Here is a 16,061-nt window from a genome sequence, read left to right on the forward strand (position 1 = left end):
GGAAACCCCGATGCCCGATTCCCACGAGGCGCTGCTGCGCGAGCCGACGCCGCTGGAAGCCGCCGTCGTCCGCTTTGCCGGCGATTCCGGCGACGGCATGCAGCTGACCGGCGGCCAGTTCGCGCTGACCACCGCGCTGGCCGGCAACGACCTCGCCACATTCCCGGATTTCCCGGCCGAGATCCGCGCCCCGGCCGGCACCACCTATGGCGTTTCGGCGTTCCAGATCCGCTTCGGCGCGCGCCACATCAAGACCATCGGCGACCAGGTCGACGTGCTGGTGGCGATGAATCCGGCCGCGCTGAAGGTGAACCTGCGCGAGGTGCGGCCCGGCGCGCTGATCGTCGTCGACACCGACGCCTTCTCGGCCAAGAACCTGGCCAAGGCCGGCTATGCCGCCAACCCGCTGGACGACGGCAGCCTCGCGGGATTCCGCCTGCTCAAGGTCGACATGACCCGGCTGACCGAGGAGGCGGTGGCGCCATTCGGCATCGGCAAGAAGGCGGCGACGCGCAGCAAGAACATGTGGGCGCTGGGCCTGGTCTACTGGATGTTCGCCCGCGACCGCGCCGCCACCGTCGCCTGGCTGCGGTCGAAATTCGCCGCCGACGCGACCTTGGCCGAGGCCAACATCGCCGCGCTCAATGCCGGCCACGCCTATGCGGAGACGGCCGAGCTGCCCGCCGACATCCGGGTCTATCAGGTGCCCCCGGCCGCAACCGCGCCCGGCCTCTACCGCAACGTCACCGGCACCGAGGCGCTGGCCTGGGGCCTGGTCGCCGGCGCCCGGCTGGCCGGCATCGGCATGACCTTCTGTTCCTATCCGATCACGCCGGCCTCGCAGCTGCTGCACACGCTGGCCCGCCTGAAGAGGAACGGCGTCGTCACCTTCCAGGCCGAGGACGAGATCGCCGCCGTGTGTGCCGCCATCGGCGCCAGCTACACCGGCTCGCTCGGCGTGACGTCGTCGTCCGGGCCCGGAATCGCGCTGAAGACCGAGGCGATCGGGCTCGCCATCGCGGCCGAACTGCCGCTGGTGGTGGTCAACGCCCAGCGCGGCGGGCCGTCGACCGGGCTGCCGACCAAGACCGAGCAGTCGGACCTCTACCAGGCGGTGTTCGGACGCAATGCCGACAGCCCGCTTGCCGCGATCGCGGTCCGCTCGCCGTCGGATGCGTTCGAATGCGCGATCGAGGCGGTGCGCATCGCCACCCGCTACATGACGCCGGTGATGCTGCTGACCGACGGCTACCTGGCCAATGCCGCCGAGCCGTGGCGCATTCCCGCGCTGGCCGACTATGCGCCGTTCCCGGTCCGCTTCCGCACGGATCCCGAGGGCTTCCAGCCGTTCCTGCGCGACCCGGAGACGCTGGCCCGGCCGTGGGCGCTGCCGGGCACGCCCGGCCTGATGCACCGCATCGGCGGCATCGAGCGCGACTACGACAGCGGCAACATCTCCTACGACCCGGAGAACCACCATCGCATGACCGCCGTGCGTGCCGCCAAGATCGACGGCATCGCCCGCGACATTCCGGAGCAGGCGGTGGACCAGGGCCCGGCGCGCGGCCGCCTCGCCGTGGTCGGCTGGGGCTCGACCTACGGCCCGATCAGCCGAGCGGTCGAGGACCTGAACGCCATGGGCCATGCCATCGCCCATATCCACCTGCGCCATATCTGGCCGTTGCCACGCAACCTGGGCGCGCTGCTGGCCGGCTATGACCGGATCCTGGTGCCGGAGATGAACCACGGTCAGCTCGTGACGCTGTTGCGCGCGCAATATCTGGTGCCGGCGGAGGGGCTGTCGAAGGTGACGGGCCGGCCGTTCAAGATCGCCGAGCTGCGCGACGCGCTGGAGCGCGCGCTGGCCGGCGCCGCGACCGGGACGGGAGCGGCGGCATGAACGAGATCGCCCCCGCCGCGCCGCTGGCGCCGAAGGACTACGCTTCCGACCAGGAGGTGCGCTGGTGCCCGGGCTGCGGCGACTACGCCATCCTGAAGGCGGTGCAGAAGGCCTGCGCCGACCTGGCGCTGGCGCCGGAGAACACGGTGTTCGTCTCCGGCATCGGCTGCGCCGCGCGCCTGCCCTACTACATGGCCACCTATGGCTTCCACACCATCCACGGCCGCGCGCCGGCCATCGCCACCGGCATCAAGCTGGCCAACCCGGCGCTCGACGTCTGGCTGATCTCCGGCGACGGCGACGCGCTGTCGATCGGCGGCAACCACCTGCTGCATGTGCTGCGCCGCAACGTCGACATCACCATCCTGCTGTTCAACAACGAGATCTATGGCCTGACCAAGGGCCAGTATTCGCCGACCAGCCGCGAAGGCACGCGCTCGCCGTCGACGCCCGGCGGCTCGCTCGACCATCCGGTCTCCGCCGTGCTGTTCGCGCTCGGCGCCGGCGCGCGCTTCGTCGCCCGCGGCGTCGACACCCAGCAGAAGGTGCTGCCGGAGGTGCTGAAGCGCGCCCATGCCCACAAGGGCGCGGCGCTGGTCGAGATCTTCCAGAACTGCATCGTCTACAACGACGACGCCTTCGCCGGCTTCACCGCCCGCGAGGTGGCGGCCGCGCGCCAGGTGCATGTGGAGCACGGCAAGCCGCTGCTGTTCGGCGGCGACGGCAAGGGCCCGGCCACCCACGGCCTGCGTCTGAACGCGAAGACGCTGGCACTGGAGGCGGTGGCGCTGGGCGAGGGCGGCGTGACGGAAGCCGACATCCTGGTCCACGACCAGACCAACCGCGTGCTGGCCGGCATGCTGGCCGCGATGCAGCCGCCGCACCTGCCGGTCGCGCTCGGCGTGCTCTACGACGACCCGGCCCCGGCCTACGACGCGCAGGTCGCCGACCAGATGACGGACGCCGTCGGCGGTGCCTGGCCGGCCCCGGTCGGCGGCGACATCGACGCCCTGCTGCGCGGCGGGCATACCTGGACGGTGGAATAGGGCGCGGCGGGCAATCGGGTCGGGCGAGGCCGACTGCGGCTATGCCCGCGGCCAAGCCCCCCAGGCCCGTCATCCCCGGGCTTGACCCGGGGACCTCGTGCCGGGCTCGCACCTGCGGCGATGCGTGCCTGAGCACCTTCCCGTGGAGGTCCCACGATCGACCCCCGGGGATGTCATGCCGCCCGGCGCGGACCGCTCGCGCTACTCCGCCGCCGTCCGCCGCGGGTCGGCGCGCCGTGCCGCGCCACGGGCGCGGTCGAGGCGGACATAGTCGATCATCCGCTTGCCGGGCTCCTCGCTGAAGCGGGCGTCGGTCATCGCCAATTCGTCGATGCGGTCGACGCGGAACATGCGGAAGTCCTGGCGCAGCTCGCACCAGGCGGCCAGCGTCCAGAACGGCGCGAAGAACGACAGGCCGAGCGGGCGCACGACGCGGCTGGTCGCTTCGCCGTCGACGTCGCGATAGGCGAGCCGCACCTTGCGCCTCTCGCGCATCGCGCGGCGCAGCGGGCCGAGGCCGTCGGGAACCTTCAGCGCGCCCTCGTAGGCCGGCGCGTAGAGCGCGATCTGGTCGAAGCTTTCCGCCAGGTTCGGTGGCATCACCGCCTTCAGCTTGTTGCGCAGCCGTTCCGCCGCCGCGGCGAGGCCGGCGTCGCCCCAGCGCACCGCCATGGCGACGCCCAGCGCCAGCGCCTCGACTTCCTCGGCGTCGAGGTTGACCGGCGGCAGGTGGAAGCCGGGGCGCAGCACATAGCCGACCCCGGCCTCGCCGTCGATCGGCACGCCGGAGGCTGCGAGGTCGGCGATGTCGCGATAGATGGTGCGGACCGACACCTCCATCGCCCGCGCGATCTGTTCCGCCGTGATCGCGCGCCGGCGCCCGCGCAGCGTCTCGATGATGCGATAGAGGCGATCGGCGCGGCGCATGGCAGCGACTCCAATGGACTATGCTGACATTGTGATGTCAGTGGAAACGGCGGGCAAGCGCCGCGGGTCGTGGCGATCGCTCCGTCTCCTGTCCGAGCGAGGACAGGAAAGGCCGGCCGCTCTGGCTTTGCGCGGCCTCGCGGCCATGCAGCCCTGGCGCAAGGCCTGCGACCAGTCGATTCTGAGAAAGCCTGCGCCCGACGAGGACCGTCAGGATGTCCTCGGCGGTACATGCGCTCGACGCGCCGCATTCGCGATTCAGAGCTATGGTTGAGACGCTGACCGGAATGGCGCGAATGGCGTTGTGTCCGACCAGATCCATCGTCTTCGCGCACACCGCAGACTGACGCGCGGTGCGGCGCACATGGTATATGCCCCGGTCGAGACCAGAGGATCGCCCATGCCCTATGCCAGCCTGCGAGAGTTCGTCGACCGCCTGGAGCGCGAAGGCCGGCTGGTGCGGGTCGTGCGGCCGGTTTCGACCCAGCTGGAGATGACCGAGATCCAGACCCGGCTGCTGGCCCGGCAGGGGCCGGCCGTGCTGTTCGAGAACCCGGTGCGCGCCGACGGCCAGCCGTCGCCGATGCCGGTGCTGGTCAACCTGTTCGGCACGGTCGAGCGGGTCGCCTGGGGCATGGACCGCACGCCGGACCAGCTGCGCGCGGTGGGCGAGACGCTGGCCTTCCTGCGCCAGCCGGAGCCGCCGGGCGGCTTCCGCGAGGCGCTGGAGATGGTGCCGCTGCTGCGCACTGCGCTGGCGATGCGGCCGAAGACGGTCGGCCGCGGCGCCTGCCAGGAGATTGTGCTGCAGGGCGACGACATCGACCTGGCCCGGTTGCCGGTGCAGGGCTGCTGGCCGGGCGAGCCGGCGCCGCTGATCACCTGGCCGCTGGTGGTGACGCAGGGCCCGGACCCGAAGGGCGACCGCAGCGACGCCTTCAACCTGGGCATCTACCGCATGCAGGTGACCGGCCGGAATACCACGCTGATGCGCTGGCTGAAGCATCGCGGCGGCGCCCAGCACCATGCGCGCTGGGGCAAGGAGAAGCGCGCGCCGTTGCCGGCGGCGGCGGTGATCGGCGCCGACCCGGCGACCATCCTGGCCGCGGTCACGCCGGTGCCCGACACCCTGTCGGAGTACCAGTTCGCCGGCCTGCTGCGCGGCAAGCGGGTGGAGCTGGTCGACTGCAGGACCGTGCCGCTGAAGGTGCCGGCGTCGGCGGAGATCGTGCTGGAGGGCCACGTCAGCCTCGACGACTTCGGCGACGAGGGCCCCTACGGCGACCACACCGGCTATTACAACGCGGTGGAATCGTTCCCGGTGTTCACCGTCAGCGCCATCACCATGCGCCGCGACCCGATCTATCTTTCCACCTTCACCGGCCGGCCGCCGGACGAGCCTTCGGTGCTGGGCGAGGCGCTGAACGAGGTGTTCGTGCCCCTGATCCGCCAGCAGTTCCCGGAGATCGTCGACTTCTGGCTGCCGCCGGAGGGCTGCAGCTACCGCATCGCCGTGGTGTCGATGAAGAAGGCCTATCCGGGCCACGCCAAGCGGGTGATGATGGGCGTGTGGTCCTATCTGCGCCAGTTCATGTACACCAAGTGGGTGATCGTGGTGGACGACGACATCGACGCCCGCGACTGGAAGGACGTGATGTGGGCGGTGTCGACCCGGATGGACCCGGCGCGCGACATCACGCTGATCGAGCGCACGCCGATCGACTATCTCGACTTTGCCAGCCCGGAGAGCGGCCTCGGCTCCAAGATCGGGCTGGACGCCACCAACAAGTGGCCGCCGGAAACCAAGCGCGAATGGGGCCGCAAGCTGGCGATGGACCCGGACGTGGTCGCCCGCGTCGACGCGATGTGGAGCGAGCTGGGCCTGTAGCCGCCGGCCTGCCCGGCGGCAGCGCAGCGGCCGCCGCGAGTCGGCCCGCTCAGGCCGTCGGGCGCGGGTAGACCTGCCGGCCGGCGACGTAGGTGGCGGTGACGGCGCGGTCGTCGCCGAGCGCGACCAGACCGAAGGCCGCGTGGTCGACATGCGCATGCCCGCTGCCTTGCGCGGCATCGCCGGCCGGCGGCGGCGAGTCGGCGCGCTGCGCCATCACCGGCGTCGCTCGCGGGTCCAGCACGACGAAGTCGGCGAACTTGCCCGGCTCGAACGAGCCGATCTCGCGGTCGAGGTGCAGGGCGCGCGCGCCGCCGAGCGTGGCGAGAAACAGCGCCTTCATCGCCGACAGCTTCTGGCCGCGCAGGGCCGCCACCTTGTAGGCGTCGTCGAGCACGCGCAGCAGGCAGAAGCTGTTGCCGGCGCCGACGTCGCTGCCGAGCCCGACCGGCACCGGCGCCGCCGCCCGCTTCGCCTTTTCCAGCGCGAACAGTCCGCTGCCGAGGAACAGGTTCGACGCCGGGCAGAACGACACCGATGCCCCCGCCGCCGCCATGCGCCGCCAGGCGTCGTCGTCGAGATGGACGGCATGGCCGGCGGTGAATTTCGGCCCGACGATGCCGGCCCGCTCGTATACGTTGAGATAGTCGCGCGCTTCCGGGAACAGGGCGGCGACCTGGGCGATCTCGGCCTCGTTCTCCGACATGTGGGTGTTGACCCAGACGTCCGGATGCTCGGCGAGGAGCTGGCCGCAGCGGGCGAGCTGCTCGCGGGTCGAGCCGAGGGCGAACCGCGGCGTCACCGCGTAGCGGCAGCGCTCGCGTCCATGCCAGCGCGCGATCAGCGCCTTGCTGTCGCGATAGAAACCGTCGGCGGTGTCGAGGTACTCGGGCGGCGCGCTGCCCGGCCGGTCGATGCCGGTCAGCCCGGCGACGACGCACATGCCGCGGCGCGACGTCGCCTCGAACAGCGCATCCACCGACTGCGGGAAGGTGGTGGTGAACACCTGGGCCGTGGTGGTGCCGCTGGCCAGCAACAGGTCGCAGAAGCGATCGGCGATGCGGTCGGCGTGGACCCGGTCGCGGAACCTGAGCTCGGTCGGGAAGGTGTAGCGCTCGAGCCATTCCAGCAGCCGTTCTCCATAGGCGGCGATCATCTCGGTCTGCGGATAGTGGACGTGGGTATCGACGAAACCCGGCAATACCAGGCGGTCGGGAAAGTGGGCGAGCTGCAGGGCGCGGTGGCGGGCGGCGATGTCCGGCCAGGCACCGAAATCGGCGATGCGGTCGCCGTCGACCACCAGGGCGCCGTCGGCGACATAGCGCACCGCCGCCCGTTCCTCCGCGAAGAACGGGTCGTCGACGAAATCGAGGAAGGAAGCGCGGATCGCCTTCATCGGATGGCCGTCGCTGCTGTCACAGGCCGCAACGCACTAGCGCAAGACGTCACGGAAGCGAAGCGGGCAGATGCGCGCATCGCGGCTCGGCAATGCGGCCGCGCGGGTGCCGCTACTGCGTCAGCAGCGGGCGGAATCCCGCCGAGCGCTCGAACAGGATCGGCATCAGCGCGTCGTTCATCCAACCGGTGCAGATCTCGGCCGTGGTGCGGCCGGCCATCTCGCGGTCGATCGCCCCCAGTCGATGGGCCAGCCGGGCCATGGCGGCATTGTCCGCGGCGTAGGCCATGCGCACCAGCGCCAGCCGACGCTGCGGCGCGCGGCGGATCAGTTCCGCGCAGACCCTGCCGGCAATGCCGGCGCGGCGGTGCGGCTCCTCGACGGCAATCGTCAGGTCCGCGACGCCGTTGCCGCCGCCGAACACGCGGTCCTCCGCGCTCTCGACCAGCTCGCCGCTGGCGACCACGCGGTCGCCGACCACGCAGGCGACGATCAGGCTCTCCTCGCCGCGCAGCCGCGTGCAATAGGCCTCGATCGCCGGTGCGGCGACCGGCCGGCCCAGCCGGGCGCAGCGGTCGATCTCGCTCAGGCGCGCCAGGTGTTCGTGCAGCAGCGGGGCATGCGCGCCGATGGCGCGGATGCGCTCGTGCGGACGCGTCGCCATCGCGGCGGGGTGGATTCGCTCTGCCATCGTGTTCGGTCCGCCCGCGCCGCCTATTCGACGATACCGCTGAAGGCCAGTGCGCCGACGATCAGGCCGCTGTAGGCCAGGCCGACCAGCATGGTCATGAAGATGACATTGCCGACCGTCGCCAGCGGCCGGCGGGTGCGCTCCCGGCGCAGGCGGTCGCGGCCGCGCCGCTCGCGGCCGGCCAGGACATTGACGAACACGCCGCGGCGCGCGAACGGCAGGCTGAGACGGATGTCGACCGGCAGCCGGCGCCCGCGTGCGGCCGCCCAGCTGCGGGCGGCCTCGTCGAGCGCGACGAGTTCGTCCGTGCCCAGAATCTGCTTCAGTCGTGCCGGCAGGAAATCCCTGAAATCGGCCGGTGTTCCCGGCTGCGCCGGCACCGCTTCTGCGGCGCCGACGGCAAGATCGCTCGGCATTGCGTGTCCCTCCTGGACGCCGTCCGCGGTACTTGACCGTGCGAGGCCCGCTCCCCTTAATGGCCTCTGCGTCGTAGGGCGATGCTAGGGCAAGCCCGTTAACAACTCGCAAATCATTGTAATTATTTAAGAAAAATGCCGTAAAACGGAAGCTGTGGATGGTTCTCCTTGCCCCCTGGAGAGTGACATGACCAAGTCAGCCGCGGTGAAGAAAGTCGAGGAGGTCGATCGTTTGATCGCGCTGGCCGAAAGCCAGCGCATGCCCGAAGCCGAACGGGCGCTGTTCGTCCGCTATCTGTCATGTCTGTACAGCCATGTCCCGCCGGAGGACATGCAGGAACGGGGCAGCGACGCCCTGCTCGGCGCGGGGCTGGCCCTGTTCCGGCTGGCGTATCGCTGGGCCGACGGCAAGCCCCAGGTGCGCATCTTCAACCCGGACGTCGAGCAGCATGGCTGGCAGTCGGCGCACACGATCATCGAGATCGTCCAGCGCGACATGCCGTTCCTGGTCGATTCGATCACCACCGAACTCAACCGGCGCGGCCTGGCCGTCCACCTGATCGTCCATCCGGTCCTCAACGTCGCCCGCGCGGACGACGGCGCCATCACGGCGCTGTGCGAGGCGCCGGGCTCGGTGCCGGAGGGCCGCGGCGAGAGCCACATGCACATCGAGGTCGACGAGCTGACCTCGCCGGCCGAGCTCGACGCCGTTCGCGACGGGCTGCTCGCCGTGCTCAACGACGTGGCGCTGGCCGTGGCGGACTGGCGCAAGATGCTCGACCAGTCGCAGGCGCTGGCCGAGGGGCTGTCGGAGCGTTCCGCCGGCGTGGCGGCGGAGGAGGTCGACGAGGCCGTCGCCTTCCTGCGCTGGCTGGCCGCCGACAACTTCACCTTCCTCGGCTACCGCCGTTACTCGTTCCTCGGCGCCGGCGACGCGGAGATGATGGAGGTCGACGAGGGCAGCGGCCTCGGCATCCTGCGCGACCCGGACGTGCGCATCTTCCGCGGCCGGCGCGAGCTGGGCCGGCTGCCCGAGGAGGTGCGGCACTTCGTGCGCGCGCCGCACCTGGTGCAGGTGACCAAGGCCAACCGCCGCTCGACCGTGCACCGCGGCGTCCACCTCGACGTCATCAGCATCAAGCGTTTCGACGACAAGGGGGCGGTGAAGGGCGAGCACAATTTCGTCGGCCTGTTCACCTCGGCCTCCTACGCACAGCGGGCGCAGACCGTGCCCTTCCTCCGCGCCAAGCTGCAGGCGGTGCTGCGGCTGGCGGGATTTCCGCCGAAGTCCCATGCCGCCAAGGCGCTGGAACACACGCTGGAAACCTTCCCGCGCGACGAGTTCTACCAGATCGGCGTCGAGGACCTGGCCCGTATCGCCGGCGGCATCCTCAACCTGCAGGAGCGCCAGCGCACAGCACTGTTCGTGCGCACCGATCCGTTCGAGCGCTTCGTGTCGTGCTTCATCTACTGCCCGCGCGACCGCTACGACACCGCGCTGCGACACAAATTCGGCGAGATCCTGGCAGAGGCGTTCAACGGCCGGGTCAGCACCTTCTATCCGGAGCTCAGCGCCGACGCGGTGCTGGCCCGCGTGCACATGATCATCGCCACCGAGCCCGGGATGATCCCGGACGTCGACCTGGCCGAGCTGGAGCAGCGCATCGTCGCCGCCTCGCGGTCCTGGGCCGACGACCTGCGCGTCGCGCTGGTCGCCACGCTGGGCGAGGACAAGGGGCTGGCGCTGCACCGGCTGTACGCCGAGGGGCTGCCGGCGAGCTATCGCGAGCGGGTGGCGCCGCAGGTCGCCGTCTTCGACCTGGAGCGGATCGACAGGTCGCGCACCGAGGAGACGCTGCGCCTCAATCTCTACCGGCCGATCGAGCTGCCGGCGGACGCCGTGCGGGTCAAGCTCTACCACCCCGACCGTCCGGTGCCGCTGTCCGACGTGCTGCCGATGTTCGAGCACATGGGCCTGAAGGTGCTGACCGAGGCACCGTTCCGGATCGAGACCCGCGACGGCGCGACGATCTATGTGCACGACTTCGAGGCGCTGACCCGCGACCGCATGCCGATCGACGTCGAGCACGTCAAGCAGCGCTTCGAGGAGGCCTTCCTCGACGTCTGGAACGGCGTCGTCGAGGACGACGGCTTCAACGCGCTGGTGCTGACGAGCGGGCTGAGCTCGCGCGAGGTCTCGATGCTGCGCGCGCTGGCGAAGTACCTGCGCCAGGCGGGCATCCAGTACAGCGAAGGCTATATGGCCCAGGCGCTGTCGAACCACCCCTATCTCGCCTCCTGCCTGCTGCGGCTGTTCCGCATCCGCTTCGATCCGGCGGCCGACGGCGACCGGGCGGCGGCCGAGGCCGACCTGCTGGCGCAGATCGAGGCGGCGCTGGCCGACGTCAGCAGCCTGGACGAGGACCGCATCGTGCGCCGGTTCCTCAACCTGCTGACCTCGATCCTGCGCACCAACGCGTTCCAGACCGCGGCCGACGGCGGGCCCAAGGCCTATCTTTCGTTCAAGCTCGATTCGCGCAAGGTGGACGGCCTGCCGCTGCCGCGGCCGATGGTCGAGGTGTTCGTCTACAGCCCGCGGGTCGAGGCGGTGCACCTGCGCGGCGGCAAGGTCGCGCGCGGCGGCATCCGCTGGTCGGACCGGCGCGAGGACTTCCGCACCGAGGTGCTGGGCCTGATGAAGGCGCAGATGGTCAAGAACGCCGTCATCGTGCCGGTCGGCTCGAAGGGCGGCTTCGTGGTCAAGCAGCCGCCGGCGCCGAGCGGCGATGCGGCCGCCGACCGCCAGGCCCAGCGCGACGAGGGCGTGGCCTGCTACCAGACCTTCATGCGCGGCCTGCTGGACATCACCGACAACCTGGTCGACGGCGCGCTGGTGCCGCCGGACCGCGTGGTGCGCCACGACGAGGACGATCCCTATCTGGTCGTCGCCGCCGACAAGGGCACCGCGACCTTCTCCGACATCGCCAACGGCGTCTCGCAGGAATACGGCTTCTGGCTCGACGACGCATTCGCCTCCGGCGGCTCGGCCGGCTACGACCACAAGGCGATGGGCATCACCGCCCGCGGCGCCTGGGAGTCGGTCAAGCGGCACTTCCGCGAGATCGGCAAGGACATCCAGAGCGAGGATTTCAGCGTGGTCGGCGTCGGCGACATGGCCGGCGACGTGTTCGGCAACGGCATGCTGCTGTCGGAGCACATCCGCCTGGTCGGCGCCTTCAACCACATGCACATCTTCATCGACCCGGATCCCGACCCGGCTGCCGGCTTCGCCGAGCGTAAGCGCCTGTTCGAGCTGCCGCGGTCGTCCTGGGCCGACTACGACACCGCCCTGCTTTCGGCCGGCGGTGCGATCTTCGAGCGGTCGAAGAAATCGCTGACGCTGACGCCGGAGATCATGCAGCGATTCGGCATCGCCAGCGAGAAGGTGACGCCCGACGAGCTGATCCACGCGCTGCTGACCGCCGAGGTCGACCTGCTGTGGTTCGGCGGCATCGGCACCTTCGTCAAGGCGGCGGAGGAAAGCCACGCCCAGGTCGGCGACAAGGCCAACGACGCCCTGCGGGTCGACGCCATGGAACTGCGCTGTGCCGTCGTCGGCGAAGGCGCCAACCTCGGCTTCACCCAGCGCGGGCGCATCGCCTATGCCCTGCGCGGCGGCCGCATCAACACCGATGCGATCGACAATTCGGCGGGCGTCGACTGCTCCGACCACGAGGTCAACATCAAGGTGCTGCTGAACCGCATCGTCGCGGCCGGCGACATGACCCGCAAGCAGCGCGACGCACTGCTGGTCGACATGACCGACGAGGTCGCCGAGCTGGTGCTGCAGGACAATTACCTGCAGACACAGGCGCTGTCGGTCGCCCAGGCGCAGGCGGGGCGCGCGCTGCCGGCGCACCAGCGCCTGATGCGCACGCTCGAGCGCGAGGGCCGGCTGAACCGGGCGATCGAGTTCCTGCCCGACGGCGAGGCGATCAAGCAGCGCGCAGCGGCCGGCCGCGGCCTGGTGCGGCCTGAACTGGCCGTGCTGCTGGCCTATGCCAAGATCGCGCTCTACGACGAGTTGCTCGGCTCCGACCTGCCCGATGACAAGGGCCTGGTCGACGACCTGTTCCGCTACTTCCCGCGCCCGCTGCGCAAGCGCTTCCCGGACGCGCTGACCGCCCATCCGCTGGCGCGCGAGATCATTGCCACCTTCGTCACCAACTCGATCGTCAATCGCAGCGGCCTGACCTTCGTCTACGACCTGAAGGGACGGTTCAGCTGCTCGGCCGCGGATGTGACGCGGGCCTACAGCATCGTGCGCGAGGTGCACGACCTGCGCGGGCTTTGGGCCGCGGTCAGCCAGCTCGACAACCGGGTGCCGGCCGACGTGCAGATCGGCATGCTGAATGGGGTCAACCGCCTGACCGACCGCGCCACCGGCTGGTTCCTGCAATATGGCGCCCGTCCGCTGGAAATCGCGGCGCATGCCAAGAAGTTCCGGCCCGGCCTGGAGAAGCTGGAAGCGACGCTGGATTCGCTGCTGCCGGCTTCCGAGCTGGCGGCGCGCGACGCGCGCGCGGCGGAACTGGCCGCCGCCGGCGTGCCGGCCGAGGCGGCGCGGGCGTTCGCCAACCTGCTCTGGCTCGAGCAGGGGGTGGACATCGTCGCCATCCAGCGGGCCGCGCCGAAGCGCAACGTGGAGCTGGTCGGCGCGATCTTCTTCGCGCTGGCGGACCGTTTTGCGATCGGGCGGCTGCGCAGCGCCGCCGGGCGGCTGAGCGGCGACAGCGACTGGACCCGGCGCGCGGCGGCGGCGGTGGTCGACGAGCTGGATGCGGTCCAGTCGGACCTGACCCGCGCCGTGCTCGCGGCCAGCGACCCGGAAGCGGACGCCGCCGGCGCGATCGCCGGCTGGCTCGACCAGCGGGCCGAAGCCGTCGGCCGCTGGGACTCGCTGTGGGAAGACCTCGGCCAGGGCGAGATCACCGACCTTGCCATGCTGATGGTGGCGCGCCGGCACCTGGGCACGCTGCTCGCCAGCGCCTGAGCCGCCGAAGGGGAACCGGCAGGGCGCGTCCGCCGCAGTGGCGGGCGCGCGGCTGCCATGCTATCACCGGTTCGCACCTGCAATATGCTGAACGAAAGTCCTGGTGAGCAAAGAGCGAGCGCCCGCGGGCCAGACTGATCATTCGACCCGGCTGCTGGTCGCCCGGCTGTGGCGGGACTGGATGCGGCCATACAAACGCCAGGTGCTGTTCGCCTTTGCCATGATGGTGGTGGTCGCGGCCACCTCCGGCGCCTATCCGCTGATCATCGACCAGGCGATCGGCGCGATGACCGCATTCGAGGCCGGCGGCGACGCGGCGGTCGACCGCAGCCTGCTGATCGTCGTGCCGCTGGCGGTGCTGGCGGTCACGCTGGCCAAGGGCATGGCCAGCTATGGCCAGTCGGTGGTGGTGCAGTCGGTCGCGTTCAAGGTGATCTCGGCCCTGCAGCGGGCGATGTTCGGCCATCTGATGCGCGCCGACGCGCTGTCGTTCCAGCGTACCGCGACCGGCAAGCTGGTGGCGCGCTTCACGGTCGACGTGTTCATGATGCGCGACGGCATGTCGAAGGTGCTGACCACGCTGGTCCGCGACCTGCTGACCGTGGCCATCCTGGTCGGCGCGATGTTCTACCTGAACTGGATTCTGGCGCTGGGCGTGTTCGTGGTGTTTCCGCTGAGCGCGATCCCGATCGTCACCATCGGCCGCAAGCTGCGCAAGGTGTCGAAGTCGACCCAGGTCGAGATGGGACAGCTCGCCCACGTGATGGACGAGAGCTTCGCCGGCATCCGCATGGTCAAAGCCTATCGCCTGGAGGATCACGCCCAGGCCCGCGCGGATTCCACCATCGAGGCGGTGCGCGCGCTGTCGATGAAGGCGGTGCGGGCGCGGGCGCGGACCTATCCGATCCTGGAGGTGCTGGGCGGGGCGGCGGTCGCGCTGGTGTTCGGCATCGGCAGCTACATGATCCTGGCCGGCTACGGCACGCTGGGCGAGTTCGCCGGCTTCGTCGCCGCGCTGCTGATGGCCTACCAGCCGGCGACCGGCCTGGGCAGCCTGAACGCCAGCCTGCAGGAATCGCTGGCCGCGGCCCAGCGGGTGTTCGAGCTGCTGGACGAGCGGCCGACGGTGGTCGACCGCCCGGACGCGCAGCCGCTGGCGGTCGGCGCCGGCGAGGTCCGCTTCGACGAGGTGTTCTTCAGCTATCCCGAGCGGGGTGCTGCGGCGGGCGTCGACGACGGCGCCGGCGGGGCTCTGCGCGGGCTCAGCCTGGTCGCGCGCCCGGGTCGCATGACCGCGCTGGTCGGCCCCTCCGGCGCCGGCAAGACCACAGCCTTCAACCTGATCCCGCGCTTCTTCGACGTGTCCGCCGGCCGGGTCAGCATCGACGGCAGCGATGTCGCGGCGGTCACGCTGGAGTCGCTGCGCAATTCGATCGCGCTGGTGTCTCAGGACATCACGTTGTTCGACGACACAGTCCGCGCCAACATCGGCTTCGGCCGGGCGGGTGGCCGCCCGGCCAGCGACGACGAGATCGTCGCCGCGGCCAAGGCGGCAGCGGCGCACGACTTCATCATGGCGCTGCCGGACGGCTACGACACCGTGGTCGGCCAGGACGGCGGCCGGCTATCAGGCGGCCAGCGCCAGCGCATCGCCATCGCGCGGGCGATGCTGAAGGACGCACCGATCCTGCTGCTGGACGAGGCGACCTCGGCGCTGGACGCCGAATCGGAGATGCAGATCCAGCTGGCGCTGCGCCGGCTGATGAAGAACCGCACCACGCTGGTGATCGCCCACCGGCTCGCCACCGTGCGCGACGCCGACGACATCTACGTTCTCGAAGAGGGCCGGGTGGTCGAGCACGGGCGCCATGCCGAGCTGTTCGCGCAGGGCGGCCTCTATGCCCGGCTTTGCCGCATCCAGTTCCGCCAGGACTATGGCGGCATGCCGGAACTTGCTGCCGTCGGCGAGGGCTGAGCGGACGATGCGCTGGGCAACACGCAAGGACTGGGCGCGGGCGATCCTGGTGCGGGTGATTCCGCTGTGGGTATGGTTCGTCTTCCACACCAACCGGTGGCAGCGCGATATCCCGGACTCGGTGCAGCGGCTGATCGCCGATGGCAAGCCGGTGATCTGGTGCTTCTGGCACGGCCGGATGCTGCTGATGCCCGGCTTCACCCCGCGCGACAAGCCGGTGCACGTGCTGATCTCCCAGCATCGCGACGGCCGCCTTATCGCCGAGGCGGTGCAGCGCATGCGGCTGCAGACCGTGACGGGATCGAGCTCCAAGGGTGCGCGCGCCGCCACGCTGACGCTGATGCGGCTGCTGCGCAACGGCGATTCGATCTGCATCACGCCGGACGGGCCGCGCGGGCCGCGGATGCGCGCGCGGATCGGGCCGGTGGCGCTGGCGGCGCTCAGCGGCGCGCCGGTGGTGCCGGTCAGCTATTCGACCACGCGCGCGAAGTTCAACCGCAGCTGGGACCGGTTCCTGATTCCCTGGCCGTTCGGCCGGGCGCACCTGGCCGTCGGCGAGCCGATCGTGCTGCCGCAGCGGGCCGATCAGGCCACGCTGGCGGCCGCTCGGCGCCGGCTCGAGGACAGCATGAACGCGCTGACCGCGGCGGCGGATCGGGCCTGCGGGCACGAACCGATCCAGCCGGAGGCCCTGGCCGACGAATCGGTGCTGGACGCCGACCCGTTCGAGGCGCCGCAGCGTGCCTCGGCCGCGTGAGCGATCGGTGAC

Annotated in this window: 11 protein-coding genes; 6 read left to right on the forward strand and 5 right to left on the reverse strand. The window is 70.6% G+C overall.

Features of this window, described 5'->3' with window-relative positions:
• The first annotated feature begins 10 nt into the window (after window positions 1-10).
• Window positions 11-1,900, forward strand: a complete 1,890-nt coding sequence (locus R3F55_14305; GenBank protein MEZ5668584.1) for a 2-oxoacid:acceptor oxidoreductase subunit alpha — start codon at window positions 11-13, stop codon at window positions 1,898-1,900.
• Window positions 1,897-2,946 carry a 2-oxoacid:ferredoxin oxidoreductase subunit beta gene (locus R3F55_14310; GenBank protein MEZ5668585.1) on the forward strand — a complete coding sequence of 350 codons (1,050 nt, stop codon included), beginning with the start codon at window positions 1,897-1,899 and terminating at the stop codon, window positions 2,944-2,946. Before R3F55_14305 ends, R3F55_14310 begins: the two co-directional genes overlap by 4 nt.
• A 201-nt stretch (window positions 2,947-3,147) precedes the next feature.
• Here R3F55_14310 and R3F55_14315 read toward each other — a convergent pair whose 3' ends face one another.
• Together R3F55_14315 and R3F55_14320 are read right to left on the reverse strand one after the other, a co-directional pair.
• On the reverse strand, window positions 3,148-3,873 hold the full coding sequence (locus tag R3F55_14315; GenBank protein MEZ5668586.1) for a YafY family protein: 726 nt from the start codon (window positions 3,871-3,873) through the stop codon (window positions 3,148-3,150).
• Window positions 3,874-3,910: 37 nt separating this feature from the next.
• The gene (locus tag R3F55_14320) at window positions 3,911-4,195 is read right to left on the reverse strand and encodes a hypothetical protein (protein MEZ5668587.1); all 285 of its coding nucleotides are present in this window, start codon (window positions 4,193-4,195) and stop codon (window positions 3,911-3,913) included.
• Window positions 4,196-4,273: 78 nt separating this feature from the next.
• On the opposite strand from R3F55_14320, the gene R3F55_14325 reads away from it, so the two are divergent.
• Entirely contained in the window at window positions 4,274-5,761 is a 1,488-nt protein-coding gene (locus R3F55_14325) for a UbiD family decarboxylase (protein ID MEZ5668588.1), read from the forward strand.
• Window positions 5,762-5,810: 49 nt separating this feature from the next.
• Here R3F55_14325 and guaD read toward each other — a convergent pair whose 3' ends face one another.
• The 3 genes from guaD to R3F55_14340 form a co-directional block, all read right to left on the reverse strand.
• Window positions 5,811-7,157, reverse strand: a complete 1,347-nt coding sequence (gene guaD, locus R3F55_14330; protein ID MEZ5668589.1) for a guanine deaminase — start codon at window positions 7,155-7,157, stop codon at window positions 5,811-5,813.
• 112 nt (window positions 7,158-7,269) lie between these two features.
• Window positions 7,270-7,848 carry a GNAT family N-acetyltransferase gene (locus R3F55_14335; GenBank protein MEZ5668590.1) on the reverse strand — a complete coding sequence of 193 codons (579 nt, stop codon included), beginning with the start codon at window positions 7,846-7,848 and terminating at the stop codon, window positions 7,270-7,272.
• Between the two features lie 23 nt (window positions 7,849-7,871).
• Window positions 7,872-8,264 carry a hypothetical protein gene (locus tag R3F55_14340; GenBank protein MEZ5668591.1) on the reverse strand — a complete coding sequence of 131 codons (393 nt, stop codon included), beginning with the start codon at window positions 8,262-8,264 and terminating at the stop codon, window positions 7,872-7,874.
• A gap of 187 nt (window positions 8,265-8,451) precedes the next feature.
• On the opposite strand from R3F55_14340, the gene R3F55_14345 reads away from it, so the two are divergent.
• The 3 genes from R3F55_14345 (at window position 8,452) to R3F55_14355 (ending at window position 16,049) form a co-directional block, all read left to right on the forward strand.
• Entirely contained in the window at window positions 8,452-13,317 is a 4,866-nt protein-coding gene (locus R3F55_14345) for an NAD-glutamate dehydrogenase (GenBank protein ID MEZ5668592.1), read from the forward strand.
• A 103-nt stretch (window positions 13,318-13,420) separates the two neighbouring features.
• On the forward strand, window positions 13,421-15,292 hold the full coding sequence (locus R3F55_14350; protein MEZ5668593.1) for an ABC transporter transmembrane domain-containing protein: 1,872 nt from the start codon (window positions 13,421-13,423) through the stop codon (window positions 15,290-15,292).
• Between the two features lie 7 nt (window positions 15,293-15,299).
• Window positions 15,300-16,049 (forward strand): lysophospholipid acyltransferase family protein, encoded by a 750-nt coding sequence (locus R3F55_14355; GenBank protein MEZ5668594.1) that lies wholly within the window; start codon window positions 15,300-15,302, stop codon window positions 16,047-16,049.
• The last annotated feature ends 12 nt before the right edge of the window (window positions 16,050-16,061 follow it).

The sequence above is a fragment of the Alphaproteobacteria bacterium genome, assembly GCA_041396705.1.
Lineage (GTDB): Bacteria > Pseudomonadota > Alphaproteobacteria > CALKHQ01 > CALKHQ01 > CALKHQ01.